The organism is Methylobacterium fujisawaense, assembly GCF_014138435.1.
Taxonomy (GTDB): Bacteria; Pseudomonadota; Alphaproteobacteria; order Rhizobiales; family Beijerinckiaceae; genus Methylobacterium; species Methylobacterium fujisawaense.
In genome coordinates this window covers 370,624-394,799 of the sequence record NZ_JACJIM010000006.1, presented here as the reverse complement: position 1 = coordinate 394,799, position 24,176 = coordinate 370,624, and the positions used below count along the sequence as shown (strand labels likewise).

16 protein-coding genes, 1 tRNA gene and 1 riboswitch are annotated in these 24,176 nt (G+C 69.7%); of the genes, 14 read left to right on the top strand and 3 right to left on the bottom strand.

The genetic code is table 11. The annotated features are described in order from the left end of the window. The first annotated feature begins 61 nt into the window (after positions 1–61). A complete protein-coding gene (locus GGQ91_RS20500; protein WP_043386920.1) occupies positions 62–3,043 on the top strand; it encodes a bifunctional [glutamine synthetase] adenylyltransferase/[glutamine synthetase]-adenylyl-L-tyrosine phosphorylase in 2,982 nt (993 codons plus the stop codon). 97 nt (positions 3,044–3,140) lie between these two features. Beyond that, positions 3,141–4,004: a 3'(2'),5'-bisphosphate nucleotidase CysQ family protein gene (locus GGQ91_RS20495; RefSeq protein ID WP_182592735.1), complete on the top strand. Its 864-nt coding sequence runs from the start codon at positions 3,141–3,143 to the stop codon at positions 4,002–4,004. On the opposite strand, the gene GGQ91_RS20490 is transcribed toward GGQ91_RS20495, so the two are convergent. Continuing rightward, positions 3,985–4,530 (bottom strand): YHS domain-containing (seleno)protein, encoded by a 546-nt coding sequence (locus tag GGQ91_RS20490; protein ID WP_043759343.1) that lies wholly within the window; start codon positions 4,528–4,530, stop codon positions 3,985–3,987. The two genes, GGQ91_RS20495 and GGQ91_RS20490, sit on opposite strands and share 20 nt — an antisense overlap. Before the next feature lie 183 nt (positions 4,531–4,713). Here GGQ91_RS20490 and GGQ91_RS20485 point away from each other — a divergent pair, with 183 nt between their 5' ends. The 10 genes from GGQ91_RS20485 to GGQ91_RS20445 all read left to right on the top strand — a co-directional run bounded on the left by GGQ91_RS20485 (position 4,714) and on the right by GGQ91_RS20445 (position 13,570). Next, positions 4,714–5,346, top strand: a complete 633-nt coding sequence (locus tag GGQ91_RS20485) for a DUF1134 domain-containing protein (RefSeq protein WP_043386928.1) — start codon at positions 4,714–4,716, stop codon at positions 5,344–5,346. 111 nt (positions 5,347–5,457) lie between these two features. Next, a complete protein-coding gene (locus tag GGQ91_RS20480) occupies positions 5,458–6,186 on the top strand; it encodes a hypothetical protein (RefSeq protein WP_343066821.1) in 729 nt (242 codons plus the stop codon). Between the two features lie 144 nt (positions 6,187–6,330). After that, positions 6,331–6,633, top strand: a complete 303-nt coding sequence (locus tag GGQ91_RS20475; RefSeq protein WP_043352393.1) for a hypothetical protein — start codon at positions 6,331–6,333, stop codon at positions 6,631–6,633. Positions 6,634–6,802: 169 nt separating this feature from the next. After that, positions 6,803–7,147, top strand: coding sequence for an LPS translocon maturation chaperone LptM (gene lptM, locus GGQ91_RS20470; protein ID WP_043352391.1), 345 nt, complete (start codon positions 6,803–6,805; stop codon positions 7,145–7,147). 165 nt (positions 7,148–7,312) lie between these two features. After that, a complete protein-coding gene (lysA, locus tag GGQ91_RS20465) occupies positions 7,313–8,581 on the top strand; it encodes a diaminopimelate decarboxylase (protein ID WP_043386933.1) in 1,269 nt (422 codons plus the stop codon). After that, complete coding sequence (locus tag GGQ91_RS20460) at positions 8,578–9,426, top strand: glycosyltransferase family 2 protein (protein ID WP_179697349.1); 849 nt, start codon at positions 8,578–8,580, stop codon at positions 9,424–9,426. Before lysA ends, GGQ91_RS20460 begins: the two co-directional genes overlap by 4 nt. A gap of 12 nt (positions 9,427–9,438) precedes the next feature. Beyond that, positions 9,439–9,530: transfer RNA gene (locus tag GGQ91_RS20455), tRNA-Ser, on the top strand. An 86-nt stretch (positions 9,531–9,616) separates the two neighbouring features. Further along, complete coding sequence (locus GGQ91_RS28610) at positions 9,617–10,021, top strand: DUF6538 domain-containing protein (protein ID WP_403091461.1); 405 nt, start codon at positions 9,617–9,619, stop codon at positions 10,019–10,021. 34 nt (positions 10,022–10,055) lie between these two features. Next, a complete protein-coding gene (locus GGQ91_RS20450; RefSeq protein WP_182592734.1) occupies positions 10,056–10,388 on the top strand; it encodes a hypothetical protein in 333 nt (110 codons plus the stop codon). Positions 10,389–11,100: 712 nt separating this feature from the next. Beyond that, a riboswitch (cobalamin riboswitch) is annotated at positions 11,101–11,298 on the top strand. Positions 11,299–11,431: 133 nt separating this feature from the next. Beyond that, a complete protein-coding gene (locus GGQ91_RS20445; RefSeq protein WP_182592786.1) occupies positions 11,432–13,570 on the top strand; it encodes a TonB-dependent receptor in 2,139 nt (712 codons plus the stop codon). Between the two features lie 1,661 nt (positions 13,571–15,231). Here the strand turns inward: GGQ91_RS20445 and GGQ91_RS20440 are convergent. Continuing rightward, positions 15,232–17,700: a 2Fe-2S iron-sulfur cluster-binding protein gene (locus GGQ91_RS20440; RefSeq protein ID WP_182592733.1), complete on the bottom strand. Its 2,469-nt coding sequence runs from the start codon at positions 17,698–17,700 to the stop codon at positions 15,232–15,234. Between the two features lie 586 nt (positions 17,701–18,286). On the opposite strand from GGQ91_RS20440, the gene GGQ91_RS20435 reads away from it, so the two are divergent. After that, a complete protein-coding gene (locus GGQ91_RS20435; protein WP_043759408.1) occupies positions 18,287–19,372 on the top strand; it encodes an efflux RND transporter periplasmic adaptor subunit in 1,086 nt (361 codons plus the stop codon). Further along, positions 19,369–22,485 carry an efflux RND transporter permease subunit gene (locus GGQ91_RS20430; RefSeq protein ID WP_246410818.1) on the top strand — a complete coding sequence of 1,039 codons (3,117 nt, stop codon included), beginning with the start codon at positions 19,369–19,371 and terminating at the stop codon, positions 22,483–22,485. The genes GGQ91_RS20435 and GGQ91_RS20430 overlap by 4 nt, the downstream gene beginning before the upstream one ends. A 527-nt stretch (positions 22,486–23,012) precedes the next feature. Here GGQ91_RS20430 and GGQ91_RS20425 read toward each other — a convergent pair. Continuing rightward, positions 23,013–24,170, bottom strand: coding sequence for an L-dopachrome tautomerase-related protein (locus GGQ91_RS20425; protein WP_043759412.1), 1,158 nt, complete (start codon positions 24,168–24,170; stop codon positions 23,013–23,015). Between the last annotated feature and the right edge of the window lie 6 nt (positions 24,171–24,176).

Sequence of the window (24,176 nt, the reverse complement as noted above, 5' to 3'; positions counted from 1 at the left end):
CCGGACACGGGCGGCCCGGTCGGTTACGATGCCCGCCCCGTCGCGCCAGGGAGGATGCGGCATGAGAGACGAGACCGGTCTCCGGAACGGATCGGCCACGACGCTGCGCGCGAGCCTGAGCCCCCGGCTCGGCCTCGCCGATCCGGACGCCGCGCAGGCCCGGCTCGCCGAGATCGCGCCGGCCCTTCCGGCCGGTTTCCTGACGCCGCCGTGCCGGGACCTGCTCCTCGGCCTCGCGGACCACTCGCCCTTCCTCTGGCGGGCGGCCACCCGGTCGCCGGACCGGCTCGTCGCCCTGCTGGAACAGGCGCCGGACGCGGCCAGCCGGGACATCATCGCCCGGCAGCGCGCGGTCGGCGCGTCCTGCGGGGCGAACCCCGACCTCGCCGAGGTCGGCCGGCGGCTGCGCGCCAACCGGGAGGAACATGCCCTCCTGGTCGCGCTGGCCGATCTCGGCGGCTGCTGGGATCTCGACGCGGTGACCCAGGCCCTGTCGGCCTTCGCGGACGCCTCGGTGAGCGGGGCGGTCGAGGCGCTGCTCCGGCAGGGGATGGCGGCCGGGCGGTTCCGGCCCGCGGATCCGGAGGCGCCGCAGGACGGGTCCGGCCTGATCGTCCTCGGCCTGGGCAAGCTCGGCGGCTGCGAGCTGAACTATTCGAGCGACATCGACCTCGTCGTCTTCTACGAGGCCGGCTCCGCCGCCGCGGCCACCGGCGGCGATCCGAAGCCCTTCTTCGTCAAGCTGGCGCAGGGGCTGGTGAAGCTCCTGGCCGACCGGACCGCGGACGGCTACGTCCACCGCATCGACTACCGGCTGCGGCCGGACCCGGGCTCCACCGCGGTGGCGCTCTCCACCGGCTTCGCCTTCGACTACTACCAGACGCTCGGCCAGAACTGGGAGCGCGCGGCCTTCATCAAGGCCCGACCGATCGCCGGCGACATCCCGGCCGGCGAAGCGTTCCTCGCGGAACTGGCGCCGTTCATCTGGCGCCGGCACTTCGACTTCCCGGCCATCGCCGAGATCCACGCCCTGAAGCGCCAGATCCACATGGTCCGCGGCCACGAGACCATCGCGGTCGGCGGCCACGACATCAAGATCGGCCGCGGCGGCATCCGGGAGATCGAGTTCTTCGTCCAGACCCAGCAGCTCGTCTTCGGCGGCCGCAAGCCCGCCCTGCGGGGGCGTCGTACGGTCGCGATGCTGGCCGAACTCGTCGCGCAGGGCTGGATCGACGGGCAGGCCCGGGACGAGCTGCGTGCGGCCTACACGTTCCTGCGCACCCTGGAGCACCGGATCCAGATGATCCGGGACGAGCAGACCCAGCGCCTGCCCACCGGGACCGAGGCGCTGACCGCGCTGGCGCTGTTCGCGGGCTTTTCCGACCTGGCGGCCTTCGAGGCGGCGCTGCTCCACCACGCCGGCCGGGTCCAGGCGCATTACGCCCTGCTGTTCGAGGCCGGGCCGGAGGCGGGCGGGGACGGGCCCCCCCTGGTCTTCGGCGCGAGCGAGCCGGAGCCCGCGACCCTGGCGCGGCTCGGCGCCTTCGGGTTCCGGGATCCGCCCCTGGCCTGGGAGACCGTGCAGGGCTGGCATCTCGGGCGCCGCCCGGCCCTGCGGACCGGCCGGGCCCGGGAGATCCTCGCCGAGGTGCTCCCGGCGCTGCTGCGGGCGCTCGGCGGAACCGCCGATCCGGACGCGGCGCTCCTCGCCCTCGACCGGGCCTTCGCGCGGATGCCCGCGGTGGCGGAACTCCTCGCCATCCTGCGCTCGCACGAGCGCCTGCGCCTCCTGTTCGCCGACATCCTGGGGACGGCACCCCGCCTCGCCGACACGGTGGGCCTGAGCCCGCACGTCCTCGACACCGTGCTCGACGCAGATTTCGTGACGCCGACCACCGATCCCGATCAGGTCCGCGCGCAGTACCGGGCGCTCCTGGGACAGCCGGCGAGCCACGAGGAGAGCCTCGACCGCTGCCGGGACGCCACGCGGCAGATGACCTTCGTCACCGGCGCCCGCCTCCTGTCGGGCATCCTCACGCCGCGCCAGGCCGGGGAGGCCTACGCGGCGATCGCCGACGCGACGGTGGCGCTGAGCCTGGAGGCGGAGGAGCGCCGGTTCGCCCTGGACCACGGCACGCTGCCCAAGGGACGCTGCTGCATCCTGGCGCTGGGCCGCCTCGGATCCCGGCAGCTCAGCGCGGAATCCGACCTCGACCTCGTCTTCCTCTACGATTTCGACCCGGAGAATCGCACCAGCGACGGCCGGCGCCCCCTCGACGCCGTGGTGGCCTACAACCGGCTGGCGCAACGCGTGTTCGCGGCGCTCACCACGGCCACGCGGCGGGGGCGGCTCTACGCGGTCGACCTGCGGCTGCGGCCCTACGGCAGCCACAGCCCGCCCGCCGTGCAGCTCAGCGGCTTCGCGGCCTATCACGGCGGCGAGGCGGAACTCTGGGAGCACATGGCGCTCGCCCGCGCCCGGGTCGTGGCCGGCGACGCCACCCTGGCGGCCGACGTCACGGCCGCGATCGCCCGGGTGCTCCGGCAACCGCGCGAAACCGCCGCCGTCTGCGCCGAGGCGGGCGCGATGCGGGCCCTGGTCGCCCGGGAGCGGGGCCATGCCGGCCCCTTCGACCTGAAGCTCGCACCGGGCGCGCTGTTCGACCTCGACTTCCTGGCCCAGGCCCTCGTGCTGAGCCGGGCCCGCGACTGGCCCGGCTGCATCGGCCTCGGCGCGGAGGCGCTGTTCCGGGAGGCGGCGGCGCGCGGCCTCCTGCCCGCGGCAACGGGCGAGGCCCTCGCCGAGACCTACGGGTTCCTCGACGCCGTCTATCAGTGGCAGCGGCTCGTGATGACCGATCCCGCCGCGGAGCCCTCCGAGACCGCGGCCCGGCAGATCGCCAAAGCCGTGGGCCTTCCGGACGCCCGCAGCCTCGCGGCGGAGCTGCGCCGCCACCGGCGCCGGAGCCAGGCCCTGCTGGCGCGGATCCGGCGGACTTTGCGGATGCCGGGCGCCGCGGATGTCCCGCCGGAGCACGGCTGACGGGGCCGTCCCGGCCCGACAGGCCGGCCGCACACCCGGGAGACACGGTCGACATTGCCGGCGGGCTCGGGCATTCAGGGTCGCCTCCGGAGGGACCATGACGAGCGCGACGACGATCTCGGAACCGGAGCGTGAGCGGATCGCCGCGGCGCTCGCCGAGATCGCCTGCGCGGCGGGCGAGATCCTGCGCCGCTACCATCGGGCCCCCTGCCCCCACGCCCTGAAGCCGGACGGCTCACCGTCCAGCGCCGCCGACACCGAGGCCGAGGACCTGATCGTCGAGGCCCTCGCCGGACGCTTCCCGGGGATCGCGGTCGTGGCCGAGGAGCGTGCCCAGACCGACGCGACGCGGCCGGCCGACCTCTTCTTCCTCGTCGATCCCCTGGACGGCACCCGCGACTTCCTCGCCGGGACGCCGGACTACTCGGTCAACATCGCGCTGGTGTCCGGCGCCCGCCCGGTGGCCGCTGCCCTGGCGGCCCCGGGGCTCGGCCGGGTCTGGTGGGCGGGCGCAGCAACCGTCGAGGGCGCGGTGGTCGCCGGCCGGCCGGGGGCCGGGCGGCCGGTCCACACGCGACCGGCGCCGGAGGCCGGCCTCGTCGCCCTGGGCAGCCGGCGGCACGGCGATCCCGAAACCGCCGCCTGCCTCGCGGCGCTGCCCGTCCTGGAGACGCGCCAGGTCGGATCCGCCCTGAAGTTCGGGCTGATCGCCGCCGGCGAGGCGGACATCTACGTGCGCTGCGGCCCGACCATGGAATGGGATACGGCCGCGGGCGATCACATCGTCGCGGCGGCGGGGGGCTGCGTGGTGGTGCCCGGCGGTGGCCCGATCCGCTACGGGCAGCACGGGCCCGATCATCGCAACGGGCCCTTCGCGGCCCTGGGCGATCCCGCCCTGGCCCCGCGCCTCGCCCTGCCGACCGGCAGGCCGACGGTGCCGCTCAGCGCGGCGCATCCATAGGCGGGACGTCCTGCAGGGCACGCAGGGCCGGCCACGCCGCCTCCGCCTGCCGGACCAGGTCGGGCTCGGCCAGGAACCGGGCGCGGCGCTCGGCATTCCGGAACAGGTAGAGGCGCTCGCCGATCACCGCGAAGACCAGGGGATCGGCATCCACCAGCCGGCCCTCGAGGATTCCGGCAGCGTCGTAGCCCCCGAGGCGCGGGGCGTAGACCGGCGGATCGTCCCGGAAGGCCTCGCGGTTGGCGCCGCTGGCGAAGCGCCAGACCCGGCCGTCCCAGGACAGTTCGAACCGGGCCGCCCCGGCCTGCGGCCCGCCCTCCAGGAAGTAGCTGACGGGGTCGAAGCCGTTGAGCGTCAGCAGCGCGATCCGCGTCTGGGACGGCAGGCCCTCTTCGGCCGCGGCGCGGCGGGGACCGACCCCCGGCAGAGGGGCCAGCGTGGCCGTCAGCGCGAGGGCCAGCGTGATCGTCAGCGCCGCCCCCGGGATGATCGCCGCGGCCGCGGGGTCAGGACGCGTTAACCACATCTTGCGAATTCCCTCAGAAGCTGGTCCGACTCATCCGCCCGGGTTCGCGGGACGCACGGCCCGGATGGATGGCGGCGCCCCGGCCGATCCGGGGCGCAGGCGCGGCCGCTGCCGGCCCGGCGGGACGAGAGCGGCCCAGGTCCATCGCACGAACCGTTAATCGAACCGGGCGAGGAGACAACGATGATGGCACGAGACGATCGCGGCACCGACCGCCGCACCCTGCTGCGGGCGGGCCTCGGCCTGGCTCTCGGCGCGCCCTTCGGCGCCTCTCTCGCCGGCCTCGCCGCCGCGGAGCCGGCCCGGGCGGCCGGCGAGGACCTCGACACGCCCGAGACCTTCCGCCCCGGCGAGATCGTGGAATCCGGCCACCGGTTCTTCGGCACCGTGTCGCGCGGGCTCGCGCTCACCGTCGAGGAGGCGGGCCGGCGCTGGGGCGAGCCCAACGGCTATATCCTCGGACAGGAGGGCGGCGGCGCCCTGGTGGCGGGCGTCCGCTACGGCGAGGGCACCCTCTACACCCGCAATGCCGGGCAGCGGCGCATCTACTGGCAGGGCCCGTCCCTCGGCTTCGACGTCGGCGGCGACGGCGCGCGCACCATGATGCTGGTCTACAACCTGCCGAACGTGCGCAACCTGTATCGCCGCTTCGCCGGCGTCGACGGCTCGGCCTACCTCGTGGGCGGCTTCGGGATGACCGCGGTGGTCAACGACCGGACCATCGTCGTGCCGATCCGCAGCGGCGTGGGCGCGCGCCTCGGGATCAATGTCGGTTATTTGAAGTTCACCCGTGAGCCGACCTGGAACCCGTTCTGATCAGGAATCCGTTCTGATTGACCGGTGCCGCAGGATTTCACCCCCGCGGCCAACCTGGGCTAGAGTGGACTTGGGTCGGGTCTTCCGGCCGGATGCGCGGACTGCACCCTCGTGATCGAAACGGTGATGATCTTCGCGCTGGGCTTCCTGGCGGCGAGCCTGTGCGGCCTGCTGCTGCTGCCGGCCCTCAATGCGCGTGCCGCACGCCTGGAGCGACGCCGGGCCGAGGCGCGCCTGCCCCTCTCGCCGGCCGAGATCGCGGCGGAGCGCGACTTCCTGCGCGCGCAGTTCGCCGTCCAGCAGCGCCGCCTGGAGCGCCGGGTCGAGACGGTCGAGGCGCGGCGGCAGGCCGACATGGCGGCGATCGGAGCCGGGACGATGCGGGTCGCCGCCCTGGCGCGCGATGTCGCGGCCCGCGATGCCGAAATCGCCCAGGTCCAGGCCAAGACCCGGGAGCTCGAGGCCGAACTGGCGATCGCCCGCGAGGACGGCACCGCGAGCCTCGCGACGCTCCAGGCCCTCGAGGACGCCCATGCCGACCTGCTCGACAGCCTCCTGACGCTCCGGCAGGGCATGGCCCCGGCACCGGACGCCGCTGCGCTGGCGGCCGAGCGCGACGATCTGCGCGCCAGCCTGAAGGCGGCCGAGGAGGCTCTGGCCCTGACCCTGGCCGACCGGCAGAACGACCGCTCCGGCGACCGGCAACCGGATCGGCAAGCCGGGATCGAGCGGGAGAACGCCGATCTGCGCCGGCGAATCGTCGAGGTCGCCGACGCCCTCACGGGCCCGGGCCGGATGCCCCGCGCCGCCGCGCCGATGCCGCAGCACGAACGGGTTTGAGCGGATCCGCCTCCGAAACGGGGCCTCTACCACCAGAACCGGACCGAAAACCTGCGACGACTGCCTTGTTTCGACCACGCAAAGGCATCATCGCAACGTCGACGCGTCACGCATTCACAACTTCGACAGATGGTACGGATACCCATGCGCCTGAAGCCGATCGCCCTCGCCGTCGCGGCGTCCGTTGTCCTGACGCTGCCGGCGGCGGCGCAGCAGACGAAGCGCGGCAACGAGACCCTGAAGAAGTACTGCACCGGCGATTACCTGACCTACTGCGGCAATCTGGCCCCCGACGATCCGGCCACCGACGCCTGCTTCCAGAAGAACTGGAAGAAGCTGAGCGAGAACTGCCGCCGGGCGATCGACGCCTACGAGGCCGAGCAGCAGCAGAACGCCCCCGCCAAGAACCGGCAGGGTTCGCAGGGCGGCAAGGAGCGGCGGGGCTGACGCCTCTCCGCTGACAATCCTCGGCCGAAAGTCCCCCGAGCGGGCCATCGGCCGAGGACCGAGCCCGGCCTGTGGCGGGGGCGCGCTCGCGCCGGGGCTCGGCAACGGCTAAGGTAGCGCTCCCGCCGGCCCTCGCGTGCCGGTGCCGAGCCCGCCGGACCCTCGCGCGATGTTGTCGAAACCCGCCCTGAAACTCCTCGCCGTGTCCGGCCTCGTGGCCCTGGCGGTCTCCGCCTGCGGGCGGCGTGGTGCCCTGGAACCGCCGCAGACGGCGGCCCCGGCCGCCGCGCCGGCGAGCGGGGGCGCGGCGACCGGGCGGCGGACGCTGCCGGTCTCCGTCGGCCTCGGCGGGGGCGCCCCGGAGCCGGATGCGGCCTCGGTGCGCGCCGGCGACGAACTCTCCGTGGCGGCAGTGCCGCCGGGCGGCACCGATGCGCCGGTGGAGACCAGCCGCGGCGCGCGGCGGGGCTACCGCGTGCCGAAGGAGCCTTTCATTCTGGATCCGCTGCTGTAGAGGGCTGAGGCCGGCACGGCGCCACGCCGCCGGCAGGCCGTCGTGGTGCTCCGCGCCCGGTGACCCGGTTGGATCCGGTCGTCGGCGTGCGCCCGCGTCGGCCTGCGGCGGGGTGTTTCACGGGAAACAGGCCGCGCTCCGGCGCGCAGACGAGACACGGCCGAGATGCACCATTTCCACTATCGCGACGGCCGCCTGCACGCCGAGGCGGTCGACCTGACCGGCCTCGCCGCGGAGGTCGGGACGCCGTTCTACTGCTACAGCACCGCCACCCTCGAGCGGCATTACCGCGTCTTCGCGGAGGCCTTCGCGGCCGACGACGCGCTGGTCTGCTTCGCCATGAAGGCGAATTCGAACCAGGCCGTCCTGCGCACCCTCGCTTCCCAGGGCGCCGGGATGGACATCGTCTCGGGGGGCGAGCTGCAGCGGGCGCTGGCGGCTGGGGTGGACCCCGGCAAGATCGTGTTCTCCGGCGTCGGCAAGACCCGCGCCGAGATGGAGGCCGCGCTCAAGGCCGGCATCTTCTGCTTCAATGTCGAGAGCGAGCCGGAACTCGCGGTCCTGTCCGACGTGGCCGTGGGCCTCGGCCTCAAGGCCCCGGTCTCGATCCGGGTGAACCCCGACGTGGATGCCGGCACGCACGCCAAGATCTCCACCGGCAAGTACGAGAACAAGTTCGGCATCCCGATCACCCGGGCGCCGGCGGTCTACGCCACTGCCGCCGCCCTGCCGGGGATCGCGGTGCACGGCGTCGACATGCATATCGGCAGCCAGATCACCGATCTGGCGCCCTTCGCCGACGCGGCCCGGCTGCTGGCGGACCTCGCCCGGACGCTCATGGCGGCCGGCCATCCCCTGCGCCACATCGATTTCGGCGGCGGTCTCGGGATCCCCTATCGCGACGACAACGCGCCGCCGCCGGATCCGGCCGCCCTGGCGGCGACCCTGCGGCCGCATTTCGCCCCGCTCGGCCTGCGGCCGGTCTTCGAGATCGGCCGGATGATCGTCGGCAATGCCGGGATCCTGGTGACGCGGGTGCTCTACGTGAAGCACAGCGAGGGGCGCACCTTCGTGATCGTCGACGCGGCGATGAACGACCTGATCCGCCCGACCCTGTACGAGGCCTATCACGCCCTGCGGCCGGTCCTCGAGCCAAGTTCCGGGACGCCGCGCCTCGTCGCCGACGTGGTGGGTCCGGTCTGCGAGAGCGGCGACTATCTCGCTCTCAACCGTGACATGCCGGCGGTGGCGGCGGGCGACCTGATCGCCGTGATGAGCGCCGGCGCCTACGGGGCGGTGCAGTCCTGCACCTACAACACGCGGCCCCTGGTGCCGGAGGTTCTGGTGCGGGGGGACCGGGCGGCCGTGGTGCGACCGCGCCTCGACGTCGACGCGCTGATCGCCCTGGACCGGGTGCCGGACTGGCTGGCGTGAGCGGCGCGCCCGCATCCCCGTCGGCCGCCGCGGCCGACCGGCGGCTGCCGCTGTCGGTCTTCATCATCGCCCACAACGAGGTGGACCGGATCGGCGCGACGATCCGGGCGGTGCGGGGCCTGACCGACGACCTCGTGGTGGTCGATTCGGGCTCCACCGACGGCACGCAGGCGCTGGCGGCCGCGCTCGGCGCGCGGGTGATCCACAATCCCTGGCCGGGCTACGGCCCGCAGAAGCGGTTCGCCGAGGAGCAGTGCCGGCATGTCTGGCTCCTGAACCTCGACGCCGACGAGGTGGTGCCGGAGGATCTCGTCCGGGAGATCCGGGCCCTCTGGGCCGCGGGCGAGCCGCGCCGGCCGGCGTGGCGGATCGGCATCGCGGAGATCTTTCCCGGCGAGGGCCGCCCGCACCCGCTCGCCTACACCCTGACGCCGGTCCGGCTCTACAGGAAGGACCGGGGCCGTTACGCCGCCTCGCCGGTGCACGACCGGGTGGCGCTGGAACCCGGCGTCACGCCGGGGCGGCTCAGGGGCGTGATCCATCATTTCTCGGTGCGCTCGCTCGGCGACCAGCTCGACAAGCTGAATCGCTACTCCGACCAGCAGGCGGAGGACTTGGAGACGCGGGGCGTGGTGATCCCGACCTGGCGGGTGTTCGTGGAACTGCCGGGCAACTTCCTGAAGGCCTATCTCGGGCGCCGCCACTTCGTGCGCGGCACCTACGGCTTCCTGACGGCGATGAACTACGCGATCTCGCGGCATCTGCGCGTCGCGAAGCATGTCGAGCGCCGCCGCGTGGCCGCCGCCCGCCAGGATCGGGTTGACCCGCCGGATCCGACCTTCTAGAGCCAGAGCGCCGGAGACGTGGCCGAGCGGCTGAAGGCACTCGTTTGCTAAATGAGCATACCCAGAAATGGGTATCGAGGGTTCGAATCCCTCCGTCTCCGCCATTTAGCCCTAAGATGTTGTAAAAGCAGCGCTTTTATCGCTTCGTCCGGCCAGCTTTGGTGACACAGCGTCATCGTAGCCGTACGGGATGAGGCCAAAGGTGCGGCGCGCCGACCACCTGCAATGCCGTCGTGGGCGCTGGTCCGTGCGACTCAGGGTGCCAGCCCATCTCGTCTCCACGGTCGGACAGACCCATCTCGTCCGGGCTCTCGACACGAGCACCGAGGCTGTTGCGCGGCAGCGACGGTGGATCGCGCTGGCGCTGCTCTGGGACTGGATCGGTGCGCAGACCGTTTCGGAGGGTTGGCAGCCCGCCCGGGCGGCTGCCCTGACCGGTTCAGGACGGTCCCGCGATGATACCGGGCGCGAGTGCCCGGACCCAACGCCTCATTCTCTCCCCAAAAGACAACCCGAAAGGATGGCCGCGATCATGCTCATCCAGGGGGCTCATCGCGCCAGACCACAATGCTCACGACGCTGGAGCGCTGGTTGAAGGAGATCGATGGGTCCAGACCAAGCAATCTCGGATGCAGCACGCCCTTGCCGTCCGGGAGTTCGCACAAACTCAGCCGTCAAACTATGCCGTCCGCGGCGTGGATCGACGCACCGCGGGTGAGTTCGTCAGCGACGTGCTCCTGCGGAGTCGGGCGTCTCAGGCCATGGTCCATCGACAGATCGCGGCGCTCTCTTCGATGTGGCAGCGGCTCATCAAGCGTGGCTTTGTCGCCGACAATCCGTGGCAGGGCCAGGGTAGCGTCGCGAACGGATCGAGGCAGGAGCCATCGAAGCGCGCCGACACCGCTGATGAGCTTGTCACGCTCCTCACGGCTGATCCTGTGGCGATCATGGGCCAGCGGTAGGGGACGGTGCTGTTCGACCTCATGCGGGTCGGCTTACTGACCGGCTGCCGCATCAGCGAGCTTTGCCAGCTTCGCACCGCCGACATGCGCATAGAGGGGCGAGCGTTCCGCATCTCCCACGGAAAACGGAGCATGCCCGGCGCGTCGTACCAGTTCACGGATCAGCTAGGCCGATCTTGCAGCAGCGCGTTGCACGCTCGTCAGACGGCTGGGTATACTCGGGTCTCACGCCCGCGGGGCCGGACGGGAAGCGAAGCTGGATCGTGGTGAAGCGATTTGCCACCTTTTGCCAGAAGGTGCTTGGGCCCAGCAAACAGGTCGATGTCCATAGCTTCAGACGATGCTTCGCAACTTATCTCCAACGGGCCTCTACGCACACCACAACAGTAAACAGCAGCGTTATCGCCGAGCTTATGGGTCACGCCAAGCCGCGCTCGGCCTTGCCGTATACGCGTCAGGACTCGGACCGGAGCAACTCCGAGCCGCCATCGAGGCTTTAGATCGGGCGATCGAACCACAGGTGATCAAGCCTCTTATAGCCAAACCGTGTCGCTTCGCGTCCGGTCAAGTTCGGCAATGGGTGTGACGCGGTAATTGGCTTGATGCGCGGAAGCGACCGTTCGATAACGGCGAGGTTAAGGACCCCATTGTCACAGCGAGGCCACACACGGTCGCCGATCTTCCTCATGGCTTGACGTGGCCTGACAAGGCGACGGATGGTGACAGCGACGGTTCCCTTCGGGGATCAAAAGGGAACGCGGTGAAGGGCTTGCCCTGAAGCCGTGGCTGCCCCCGCAACTGTAAGCGGCGAGCCCAGCACCACCGCGTCACTGGATGTGCCTCATCCGGGAAGACGGTGCGAGGGCGGTGACCCGCGAGCCAGGAGACCTGCCGTCAGTCGTGGTCACACGCGAAACGCGTCGGGCGGGGTGTCCTGACGGGTGTCGAAGCGCCGGGCTGACGCTGGGCGTGGAGACCTCATTCGCGGTGACGTGCCACTCCCGTCGCCCGAGGCTCCCGTGTCCCGTCGTCCCACCATCCGAATGCTCTCGACCTGGTCGGGCGTCGGCCTCGCCGCCCTGGCCTCGGCGGCCGCAGCTCAGGACCGCTCCACGCCGAGTGCGGCGACCACCGAGACGACGCTGGAGGAGATCTCGGTCACCGCCGACACAGCCGTAGCCGCATCGCCGCGCGTCGGTCCGGCCGCGAGCGCGGGCTACGTCGGGGGCACGACCGGGATCGGTGGGATCAGCACCCCCGTGGCTTCCGCCAGTTCGGGTGTCATCACGGGCGCACAGCTTAACAGCCGTCCGGTGACGCGCCCCGGCGAGGTGTTGGAGTCGGTGCCGGGCCTGATCGTCACGCAGCACTCCGGCGAGGGCAAGGCCAATCAGTTCTTCTTGCGCGGGTTCAACCTCGACCACGGCACCGACATAGCCCTGTTCCTCGACGGCATGCCGCTCAACCTGCGAACCCATGCCCACGGACAAGGCTACGCCGACATCAACTTCCTGATCCCGGAACTCGTCGGCGCGGTGGAATTCCACAAGGGTCCGTATTTCGTCCGCGACGGTGACTTCGCCTCTGCGGGCTCCGTGCGGATCGACTATCTCGACACGACCGCGAAAAACGTCGCCCTGACCTCCATCGGCAGCTTCGGCCACAAGCGCGCGCTCTCGATCACCACCGTACCACTCGGTGAGGGCAACCTCCTCCTCGCGGGGGAAGCCCAGGTCTACGACGGCCCGTGGGTGGTCCCGGACGCCCTGCGCAAGATCAACGGCGTGGCCCGCTACAGCCAGGGTACGCCGCTCGACGGCTTCTCGGTCACCGGCATGGCCTACGCGGCGCGCTGGACCGCCACCAACCAGATCCCAGAGCGCGCTGTGGCGGAGGGGCTGATCAGCCGCTACGGCACGATCAACCCGACCGATGGCGGCGACACCTCGCGCTTCTCGCTCTCGGGCAAGTTCAGCGCAACGGACGACACGGGCGTGACGCGGGCCTCGGCCTACGTCATCCGATCCCAATTGAACCTGTTCAACGACTTCACTTACTTCCTCAACGATCCGGTGAACGGCGACCAGTTCCACCAGCTCGATCAGCGCATCATCGGCGGCGGCGAGGCCCTGCACATCTTCCAGGGCGACCTGTTCGGGAGGCCGATGGAAAACGAGATCGGCGTGCAGACCCGCACCGACTCGATCCGCGTCGGCCTGTTCAACACAACGAACCGGCAGTATCGCTCGGGCGTGCTCGACGACCGGGTGCTGGAGACAAGTGGAGCCTTCTACTTCGACAACCGCGTGCGCTGGACCGACTGGCTGCGCACCAGCGTCGGTTTCCGCGCGGACGGATACTACGCCAGCGTCGTCTCGGACACGCCAGCCAATTCGGGCAAGGCGCGCGATGGCATCGTCAACCCAAAGCTCGGCCTGACGCTCGGGCCGTGGTTCGACACCGAACTCTTCGTGAACTACGGCGGCGGCTTCCACTCGAACGATGTGCGCGGCGTGACCGCCACGGTGGATCCGACCTCCTCGCTGTTCAACACGACCCGCTCGCCCTTCCTCGTGCCCTCCACGGGCTACGAGATCGGCCTGCGCAACCGGTCCATTGCCGGGCTGGAGACGAGCCTCGCCCTGTTCCGGCTCGATTTCGCCTCAGAGAACCTGTTCCAGGGCGATACCGGCACCACGGAGCCGAGCCGCCCGACCCGCCGCTTCGGCGTGGAATGGACCAATCGGTATGCGGTGACGCCCTGGCTCGCGCTGGAGGGCGACCTGACGATCACGAACGCTCGCTTCTCGGACTACGACCCGGTGGGCAACCGGGTTCCTGAAGCGCCGACGACCATCGCGTCGGCGGGCGTGACCTTCGGCGAGCCGCTAGGCTGGTTCGGATCACTCCGCTTCCGCTACTTCGGCCCCCGGCCGCTGATTGAGGACAACGCGATCCGCTCGCGGGCGACCGCGCTGTTCAACGGCCGGGTGGGCTACAATTTCGACAACGGCATCAGCGTCTCGCTGGACGTACTGAACTTGACGAACAGCAAGTCTGACCAGATCACCTACGCGTATGTTTCACGGTTGCCCGGCGAGCCCGCCGAAGGGCTGATCGACCGCGTGTTTCACCCGGTCGAGCCTACGGCGGTACGTCTAACCATCGCTGGAAAATTCTGAAGGACCGGTCCGGTCCACACGGGCTCGTATAAGCCCACCGAGTGCCCCGGAAGCGGGGACGAGGCTTTTGAGCGCTTTCGGGGGCGGGTGCGCCAAGCCGGAAGCCCTGGCAGCTCCGGCGGACCTGCCGTCGCGGGCCTCGATGCAGTGAGGCCGCCGGGAGGCTGCAATGGGCCCTATCTGAACAGCGGCAACTCTGCGCCGAGCACGCAAAGGCCGACCAGAAACAGGGAGCCACCCGCAGCTTCAAGAATGACGCGCAGACGGTCGCTGATGAGAGACGCCGCGGCAGAGGCCGTTCCAGCCACGAAGCAAGCCAGACTGATCAACGTCACCGCAGCGCCTCCACATCGGCATGGGACGCCTACGCTACGGCGTGAGGGAGCAGGAAGTTTCGGCGAGGGTTCGCCGAGCCGGCGACGACGCGGTCGAGCTTAGGGGCAGCGTTTCGCGCCCCCCTTGGCATCCACGCCCGCCCTTGTCGCTGAGGGGCGAACGGTAGGCGGACGTGGACGGCCAGCCTGAAGCCGGCGGCGGCGGCCTAATGTCTGATTGGAGACATTTCAATCCAAACTTGCTCTTCCCAGTGAACGCCGCTCGCACATCCCGTGCAGGCGGTGGGAGGGATCTCGGAGGCCTCAGGAAATCCAGCCGAGCACCGCCACCAGATGGTCGGCCTGGGCTCGGGTCAGGCCAGAGGCGACGGCGGATCCATTCCGGCAGACCGCAAAGGTCCCGTCAGCGGACGCACGAATTTTGATGGAGGCCATGGAGCTAAACCCGCGATCATGTCGCGGCCGATGTCGACGGCTCCGTACGAGCCGCGTGAGATGTGACCCCGGTTCCCCCATGGGAAAATGCGGCGGACCGCCTCAGGTCTGTGGCTGGAACCCAAGCATGTCCCGCTCGCGCATCCGATGCGAGCTGATCAATCCGTCGTCGTCCGCCGCACTACCCGGAGATCCGCGTTGATCACGTGGACTGGGATGGGTAGCGAACGCAGCCATCGAGGTAAGCAGCGGATAAAAAACACGAAATTCGAGATCATGGGCGGGCCGCGTCTCCGCGATCGCCCACCAACCCGAAACCGGTGTTTCCTCACAACGGGTTGGCGCGCCAAAAGTCGGTTCGCCCCCGCAGCCGCGGCCTGTGGATTGCACTCCCTGAGTGTCCTCCCATCCCGTCGCCGCGACGTCGCACTGGACGCCGCCGAGCTGCGATCAAAAACGGTGCGAACGGCGCCCCCTGACGCAAACCGACCTGCGCCTGGCGAGAGTGCCCGGCCCAAAACACCTTTGGGCCATCGGTCACGGCTTGCCGGGATCTTGAGCGGGCGGGGGCCTTCTCCCCGGCGGAATGACGTCAGGCCGGCGTTCTGGCAACGGAGACGAGCAACCGATGGCCCGGGACGGCCCGCTCAGGGGCGGCGCGGGTGCTTGGAGCCGAGCTGGCGCTAGGCTTGGCCACAGACCCGTGCCGGTCTCGACGTCGAGCGTCATGGCCCCAACGCGATAGCGGCCTGAAGCGAAGCCCGCATTGGCCAACGCGAGCAGCCGGTCGAAGCCAAGGATCACCCCGCCCTGGGGGTGCCCCGCCGCGCGGCACGAGATGCGCCCATCGCCGAGGGCTGAACGGCATCAATCGCCCCCCCGAACGCGGGGCTACGCTTCCAACTCCACGTCGCCTTCAGGCTCGGCCTGGCAGGCGAGGATGTAGCCATCCTCCCTGTCGCCGTCGCCGAGTGCGTCCTGCACGGGCATCCGAACCGTCCCGCTCCGCAGCTTCACCATGCAGGTTCCGCACGTCCCGGAGCGACAGGCGCTGTCGATGCGTACCTTCGCCTCGTCAGCCACGTCGAGCAGCGTCGCTCCCTCGCGAGCCGTAGACGTCTTACCGGTGTCCAGGAATTTGACCTGACCGACGACCGTGCCGGACTGTCCGGTCCTTCTGGTCGGATCGCGACGGTCCGTTCCGAAGGCCTCTGTCCGTATCTGACCGGCCGGCACGCCCAGATCGAGCAGGATCGCCTTGACCGCGTCCATCATGGGCGTCGGTCCGCAGATGTGGGCGCGGTGGAGCGCGATATCCGGCACGGCGGCCGCGACGAAGCGGGCATCGATGCGACCGGTATGACCCTTCCAGGCCTCCCTACCCGGTGCGGACATCGCGACAGAAACGTGAAGCCTGGGATTCCGCTTCCTCAGCGCCTCGATCTCGTCCTTGAAGATGTAGTCCTGCGGGCTTTTGAAGCTGAGGAGGAGGTAGATCGTGCCGGGCCAGTCCGTCTCGGTCAGGTAACGCACGCTGCTCATCATGGGCGTGATCCCGACGCCGCCGCCGATCAGCACGACGGTCGGCCATTCCCTGCCGGAGAACACGAAGCCACCGCTCGGCGCCTCGACCTGGACGCAGTCGCCCGGTCGCATCTCGTCGTGCAGCCAACGGGAGACCGCGCCGTTCTCCTCGCGCTTGACGGTGATCTCGATACGGTCCCGCCACGTCGGCGACGAGGCGATGGTGTACGAGCGGCGGGTCGGAATGCCCTGCCGCGTGATCTCCAGCGTCAGGTACTGCCCGGCCACATGCCGGAAGGGGATCTCGCCGCCCTTCGGATCGACGAAGCGGAACGTCCTGACCGTGCGGGTGACCTGCGCGACGTCGCGCAGTTCCAGCTCGCCGAACCACCGCACCGTCCCGGTCGCCTCGTCGTTCCGCGCGTAGGGCGTTATCGCGGGACGCAGCAGCGAGGTCTCGGGCACGATCTCGACGGGCTTGCGCCGGATTTCGGGCGACGGGAAGCATTTGCCGAAGGCCAGCAGGAGCCGGGGGTCCCCGACGATCCGGATCTTCCGCCTCGCCAGAGCCCAGACCAAGCTCTTTTCCCTGGCGAGGAACCCGAGCCACGTCTTGGCGTCGGCAATCACACGCAGGTTGGGCTTGTCGACCAAGCCGTCGCGAACGGCGATCTTTCCATCGCGGACGGTGACGGTTGCTTGGCGGCTCTCGGCGCCGGTGAAGGTGAAATGGAAGACCGCGTCGAGATCGCGCGCCTGCGCCCGCTGGAACACGATGGGCATGAAGGTCAGGAGGCCACCGATGGTCCGGGGGGTCATGCCATTGCCGACGGGCTTCACCGTCTTGTGCTTCCACTTGCGTCTGGCGATCTCCTCGGCGTCGGTGCCGGCCACGACGTAGACCGGTTCCGGGCGATCCTGGAGCGGCTTCAGAATTTCGCGCCGGTGCGCGCCTTTATCCTTCAGGTACGAGCCGATGACGTCCTCGCCCGCCGGGCACACGGCGATGCAGTAGGCCGACTTGTAGTTCGCCCCATAGGTCAGGCTCTGCCACATCGAGGCGGTCTCGGGCTCGTTGACCCGCCGGCGATAGTCGAGCGCGTCGCGGGAGTCCGCAATCTGCTCCACCCAGTCGGTGAAGCCGCCCATGAATTCGCGGTAATTGTGGGTGAAGCAGGCCTGGAAATCGAAGGCGCCTTCGAGCTTGATCGCACCGACCGGGCAGGCCGCGACGCAGAGCTTGCATTCCAGACACGGGTTGTAGTCGATGGGCGCGTCGGGGATGTCGATGTCCTGGTCGAGCAGGACCGTGCCCAGCAGGATGAAGTTCCCGAATTTCGGGTGGATGACGTTGCGGTGGATGCCCATCCGGCCGAGACCTGCCGCGACCGCCACGGGCTTGTGAGCCACGATCCAGATGGCGTGCCCGGGGTTCTGGTTCATCTCCATCGGGAAGCCCATGGAGGGGTTGACGGCTCGGATGCCATGATCCTGAAGGCGCGCGACGATGGCGGCGCAGATGGCGTTGGTGTCGTGACCGGCACGGTGGAATTCGAGGTTGGCAACGGACCGCGGCGTCCCGCGAACCGGTGCCTGCGCCATCTTGACGACGATGCTGACGAGGGACCGCGTCCAGGGATAGTGCCGCAGGATCTCGTCCCGCTGCGGCTCAAGCTCGGACCGGCCGATCTCGACGAACCCGACGTCGTCCGCACCGCATTCGAGGGCCAGCTGCCGCAGTTCGCCCGCCCCGAATGGCCTCCTCGCAGCGGCCGGCCCGCTCGATAGCTCGGCGGCACGGAGACGCTTCACCGTGGGATGATCTTCGAGGTTCATCAGGCAGGGATCTCCGCCCCAGGCTGGCTTCGCGATCCGGGATGCTCCGGACGACAGGCGCCGAGCCCCCGGCGCCTTCGATGCCGCAAAATAGATGTTATATGTAATCTATAAGTGTCTGCGCTCCGATCCGCAAGCCGGCCTGGGCGCCCTGTGACTTCGCCGGTCGAGATTGCCGCCTTCCGACGTGACCGCGCACCGCCGCGACAGGACGCATCAGGACGGATGGTTCGTCGTCTCGAGGCTGGGCCTCCGCCTTGGAGCCTTCGAGGCGCTCCTCCGTGTCGGGGAGGGCGCGGTCTTGCTCGGCGCTGCCAGAGGAGCCACGCCTTCCGCGTGGCAGGCCGCGGCCTTGAGCTTCAACGCAGCGCGACGATCCGGAGCGATCTCCCGGACCCGACCCCGGCCGTGTGCGTCCCCTGCCCCCAAGGTCGCCGGTCGCCATGGAGCCCATCGCGTGGCCCCGGCCTCCCGTGATCGTGTCCCCCGGAATGGGCGGCAGCACGGGCCATTGACGATGGAACCGAGCCGGAATAGATGACGACTATCATATCAAAACCCCTCAAAAGGTTACGGGGAATCGCCAATGGACGCGCGATGGATGGTCGGACTGACCGGATTGGCCCTGGCGGCCTGCTCGCCCGCCGAGACAGCGGTCAGCCCCGAGCCGCCCCTGGTGCAGATCGCCGAAGTCGTCCCGAGCCCCGGCGCGGTCTCCCGTTATACGGGCGTGATCCGGGCGCGCACCGAGAGCAACCTCGGCTTCCGGGTGGGAGGCAAGATCTTCGAGCGCCTCGTCGATCCTGGTGACCGCGTGCGCCTCGGCCAGCCGCTGATGCGCCTCGACCGAACCGACTTCACCCTCGCGCTCAACGCGGCGCGCGCTTCCGTCGATGCCGCCCGCGCCCAGATGATCAAGGCCAAGGCCGACGAGGAGCGCAGCCGTAAGCTCGTCTCGGACGGCTGGACCTCCAAGCAGACCTACGACCAGAACAAGGGCGCGGCCGACGCGGCCATCGCCCAGTTCGCCAATGCCGAAGCCCAAGCCAGCCAGATCGAGAACCAAGCGGGGTATGCTGAGCTCAAGGCCGATGCCGACGGCGTCGTCATGGAAGTGCCCTCCTATCCTGGGGAGGTGGTCGCCGCCGGCCAGACCGTGGTCAAGCTCGCTCGCGACGGGGCGCGCGAGGCGGAAGTGTTCATACCCGAGGGCAGCCGGCGCGCCGCTCAGGGCGAGGCTTCCGCCACGCTCTATTCCGAGGACGCGGCGACCTATCCGGCCCGACTGCGCGAATTGTCCGCCACCGCCGACCCGGCCACGCGCACCTACCGGGCGCGCTACATCCTCTCGGGAGACGGCGAGGCGGCGCCGCTCGGCGCCACCGTCACCCTGCAGCTCAAGGCCCATGCGGCGGTCCGCACAGCGAGCGTGGAGGTTCCCCTCGCGGCGCTGTTCGACCAGGGCCGCGGCACCGCGGTCTGGCGCTACGACGTCGCGACCGAGACCGTGCGGCCGCAGATGGTGCAGGTCGCCCGAATGGGCGAGGAGCGGGTCGAGATCGTGGCCGGCCTGAACCCCGGCGACCGGATCGTAGCCCTCGGCGCCCATCTCCTCAAAGCCGACCAGAAGGTGCGGCAAGCGCCGGTCAGCATGACCGGGGTGGCCCGATGAGCCGCTTCAACCTCTCGGCCGTGGCCGTCCGCGAGCGGGCCGTCACCCTGTTCCTGCTGATTGCCCTGACGGGTGCCGGCTTCTTCGCCTTCCAAAAGCTCGGGCGTGGCGAGGACCCGAGTTTCGCGGTGAAGACAATGGCCGTCTCGGCCGCATGGCCTGGGGCGACGACCGCCGAGATGCAGCGGCAGGTCGCCGACCCGCTCGAGAAGCGGCTGCAGGAACTCGCTTACTACGACCGTGTCGAGACGACGACCCGGCCCGGACTGTTGCTGATGAAGGTCTTCTTCAAGGACAACATGCCTCCGGCGAAACTTCAGTCGGAGTTCTACCAGACGCGCAAGAAGCTCTCCGACCAGGCTTCCAGCCTGCCGCGCGGCGTGCTCGGGCCGCTGTTCAACGACGAGTTCTCGGACGTCTACTTCTCTCTCTATGCGCTCCAGGCCAGGGGTTTGCCGCACCGTCAACTGGTGCTTCGCGCCGAGGACCTGCGGCAGCGCCTGCTGCGGGTGCCGGGCGTCGAGAAGATCAACATCCTAGGCGAGCAGGCGCAGAAGATCTTCGTCGAGATCTCCTACCAGCGTCTCGCCACGCTCGGCATCAACGGCCAGCAACTGCTGGCGGCGCTCGCCAACCAGAACGACGTGACGCCGGCTGGCTTCGTCGAGGCCGACGGCCCGCGGGTGTACCTGCGCCTAGACGGCGCCATCGACGGGCTCGACGCGATCCGCAACCTCCCGGTGGCCGTCGGCGACCGCAGCCTCAAGCTCGGCGACATCGCCGCGGTGAAGCGCGGCTACGAGGACCCGAAGACCTTCGAGATCCGTAACGACGGCGCGCCGGCCCTGATGCTCGGCCTCGTGATGAAGCCCGGCTACAACGGCCTCAAGCTCGGCGCGGCGCTGAACGCCGAGGAAGTGGCGATCCACCACGAGACGCCGGTCGGCATCACGTTCACGAAAATCACCGACCAGGCGAAGGTCATCGACGACGCCATCAACGAGTTCATGGTGAAGTTCTTCACCGCGCTCGGTGTGGTCATCCTTGTGTCGCTGGTGGCTCTGGGCTTCCGCGTCGGCATCGTGGTGGCGCTGGCCGTGCCGCTGACGCTCTCGGCGGTGTTCGTGGTGATGATGGTCACGGGCCGTGACTTCGACCGCATCACCCTCGGCGCCCTCATCATCTCGCTGGGCCTCCTCGTCGACGACGCCATCATCGCCATCGAGATGATGGTGGTGCGCATGGAGGAAGGCGCCGACCGGATCGAGGCCGCGACCTACGCCTGGAGCGCCACGGCCGCGCCGATGCTCACCGGCACGCTGGTCACCATCGCGGGCTTCCTGCCCGTGGGCTTCGCCGCGTCGACGGCGGGCGAGTACGCCGGAAACATCTTCTGGGTGGTGGCCTTCTCGCTGATCGTCTCATGGATCGTGGCCGTGACCTTCACGCCCTATCTGGGCGTCAAGCTCTTGCCCAACATCGAGAAGGTCGAGGGCGGGCACGACGCCATCTACGCCACGAAGAACTACCAACGCCTGCGCCGCGTCGTGCGCCTGTCCGTCGACCATAAGTGGATCGCCGCCGGCATCACGGTGGGGTTGTTCGCACTCGCCGTCGTGGCCATGGGCAAGGTCGAGCAGCAATTCTTCCCGAATTCGGAGCGCCCCGAACTCATCGTCGAGGTCACCCTGCCGGCGGGCTCGGCCTTCGCCACCACCGAGGCCAGCGTCAAGCGGATTGAGGCGGCGGTTCGCGAGTTGCCCGAGGCGCGTGAGATCACGAGCTATATCGGCCAGGGCATGCCGCGCTTCGTGCTCTCTTTCGACCCGGAACTGCCCGATCCCGCCTTCGCGCAGATCGTGGTGCAGACCGCCGATTCCCATGCCCGCGACGCCCTCCGGGGCAAGGTGCGCAAGCTCGTCGAGGACGGCCGCTTTCCTGAAGCCCGTGTGCGGGTCCTCCAGATCGTGTTCGGACCACCGGTCCGCTTCCCCGTCGCCTTCCGCGTCGTGGGACCCGACCTCGACATCATTCGCGGCATCGCCGGTGAGGTCGCCCAAGCGATGGCCACGAACCCCAACATGCGCATGGTCCATCTCGACTGGGGCGACAAGACCCCGAGCCTCCACCTTGCCCTCGACCAAGAGCGCGTGCGCTTGATCGGCTTGACGCCCAAGGAGGCCGGCCAGCAGCTGCAGAGCTACCTCAACGGCACGCCCGCCACCCAGGTCCGGGAGAACCTGCGTTCCGTCGACGTCCTCCTGCGCAGCCCCGGCCCCGAGCGGCGCTCGCTGGGGGAGATCGGCGACCTGACGCTGGCGACGAAGGACGGGCGCCAGGTGCCGGTCTCGCAGGTGGCGCGCTTGGAGAGCCGCACCGAGGATGCGGTCCTGAAGCGCTACAACCGTGAGACCTACATCCGCGTGCAGGGCGACGTGCTCGACGGCAAGCAGCCGCCCGACATCCACGCCCAGGTCGTTCCGCTGCTGGCGCCGATCAAAGCCAAGCTGCCGCCGGGCTACCGCATCGACACGGCAGGCTCCGTGGAGGAGAGCGAGAAGGCGATGCTGTCGCTGGTGGCGGTGTTCCCCATCATGCTCATCGTGACGCTGACGGTGATCATGATCCAGGTGCGCTCGTTCGCCACCATGTTCATGGTCTTTGCCACCGCACCGCTGGGCCTCGTCGGCGCCGCGCCGACCCTGTTGGTCTTCCACCAACCCTTCGGCTTCAACGCGATCCTCGGGCTGATCGCGCTGTCGGGCATCCTCATGCGGAACACGCTGATCTTGGTGGACCAGATCCACCACGACCAAGCGGCGGGCCTCGGGGATTATGAGGCCATCGTGGAATCGACCGTGCGCCGGGCGCGGCCCGTCATCCTGACGGCGGCGGCTGCGATGCTGGCCTTCATCCCGTTGACCCACTCGGTGTTCTGGGGTGCGCTAGCCTACGTTCTCATCGGCGGCGTCGGTGTCGGTACGGTCCTGACGCTCCTGTTCCTGCCCGCCCTGTACGCCCTGTGGTTCCGGGTGCAGCGGCCGGAAAAGGCCGTCACAGGGCCGGCCGTGGTCACCGTCGATAATGCGGCCGCAACGCCCCGCTCGACATAAGGACGCCGTCTCCAGAGACGTCCAGAAGATCGCACGCGCTTCCAAACTCGCGTGTGATGGCCCGGCGGGCCCGTATCTGCCCCCCCACGGGCCCGCCGGGATCATTGATCGTACCCGCACGCCGTCGCCCCTGTGGACCGCCGCTCGTGTGCATCGGGACGCTGCAAAAGGCGGACGGGATCCTGAAGATCCGACGCCAGCATGACGCGATCAAGAGTGCTTTCTCGCGCGCCGATCGTCCACCGCCGCAACGCGGATCCATGGAGCCGAACGGGCGGATCCCGGAACCGTCCCCGCCGCCGCAGCTTCCGGCCCTGGAGCTTGGCGGCAGCGCCCCCGCGCTCAAGGTCGTGGGGAGGCTCTGGCACGGGGTCATGCCGGGCAGCCTTTCGGTTCGCCGATCTCGCCCCCTCGAGAAGGCTCCCCGGCGAGGCGCGGCGAGGTCCGTCATCACGGCAGCCGGGCGTCGGATCTGTCGCCGGAGAACGTCCACGCGATCCGGCGCAGGCCTCAGCCGCGACGCGGTCTCAGGGGCGGGTCAGGAGGACGGGCCCGCTGTCGATCCGGATGCGCAGCACCGCGTAGGGCTTGCGGCGAAGGTCGCGGCCTTCGTGGAAGCCCGCTTGCCGGTGCAACTGGTTGGCGGTGAAGTACAGGTAACCGTCGCGCCCGATCGACAGCGTATCGGGCCAGCTGATGGCCGGATCGGTGACCACGGTGGACCACTTGCCCTGGTCGAGCACGCGGATGGCGTTGTGCTCGTAATCGCCGGCGAAGACCCGGCCGCGATCGTCTTCGGCGATCCCGTCCGAGGCGCCCTTGGCGCCCATGTCGCGGATCTGGCCGGCGAGATCAGCCTCGCTCACCCGGGGATCGCGCAAGGCGGCGGTCGGCACGGCATAGAGCGTCCGGCCGGAGAGCGGGCCGTAATAGAGCAGCGACCCGTCCGCCGAGAGCGCGATGGCATCGCTGGCGACGCGGACTGGCTTCGCCGGCCCGTTGGCGGGGCGGTTCATCAGCGGCTCGCCATCGACGACGGGGGTGAAGTCGGGCTCCGGCGCGGTGCTCGCATGGCCGGAGAGGCGGCGGAATGCCTTTCCGGTGGCGAGGTCCACCACGATGATCCCGCCAATGCCCGCGTTGGAACTGTCGGTGATGTAGGCGACGCCGGCCTCGCCCTGGCGCAGGTCGAAGCGGACGTCGTTGAGATAGGTCGTCGGCAAAACGACGCTGTCGGGCAGGACGATGGTACGGACGATCGTGTTCGTGGCCAGGTCGATCGCCACCAGCTTGGCACCGCCCGGCTGCGGCGTGCGGAAGCCGGGCGCGGCCGTATCCAGCACCCAGAGCCGGTTCGCGCCGTCGGCGACGACGCTCTGCACGGAGATGAAATGCGCGGCCGGGGCGGCCGGATCGGGCTGGTTCGTCGCGAGCTCGGGATAGGGCACCGTCGTCCCGTTCACCACCTCCCCCACGGTGAAGGGCGCGTTGTCGCCCCATTGCGGGAAATTCACGAACATCCGCCCGTTGGGCGCGACAGTGATGCCCGTCGGCATGGCGCCGTCGAATTGTGCGACCTGCTCGATGGCAGGCGCCGGCGCGGCGGAGGGCTCGGCCGCGCGCGCCGCGTCGTTCGCAAGCGCGATGGACAATGCCGCCGCCAGGGTGGCGGTGAGACTCTTCATGATGTC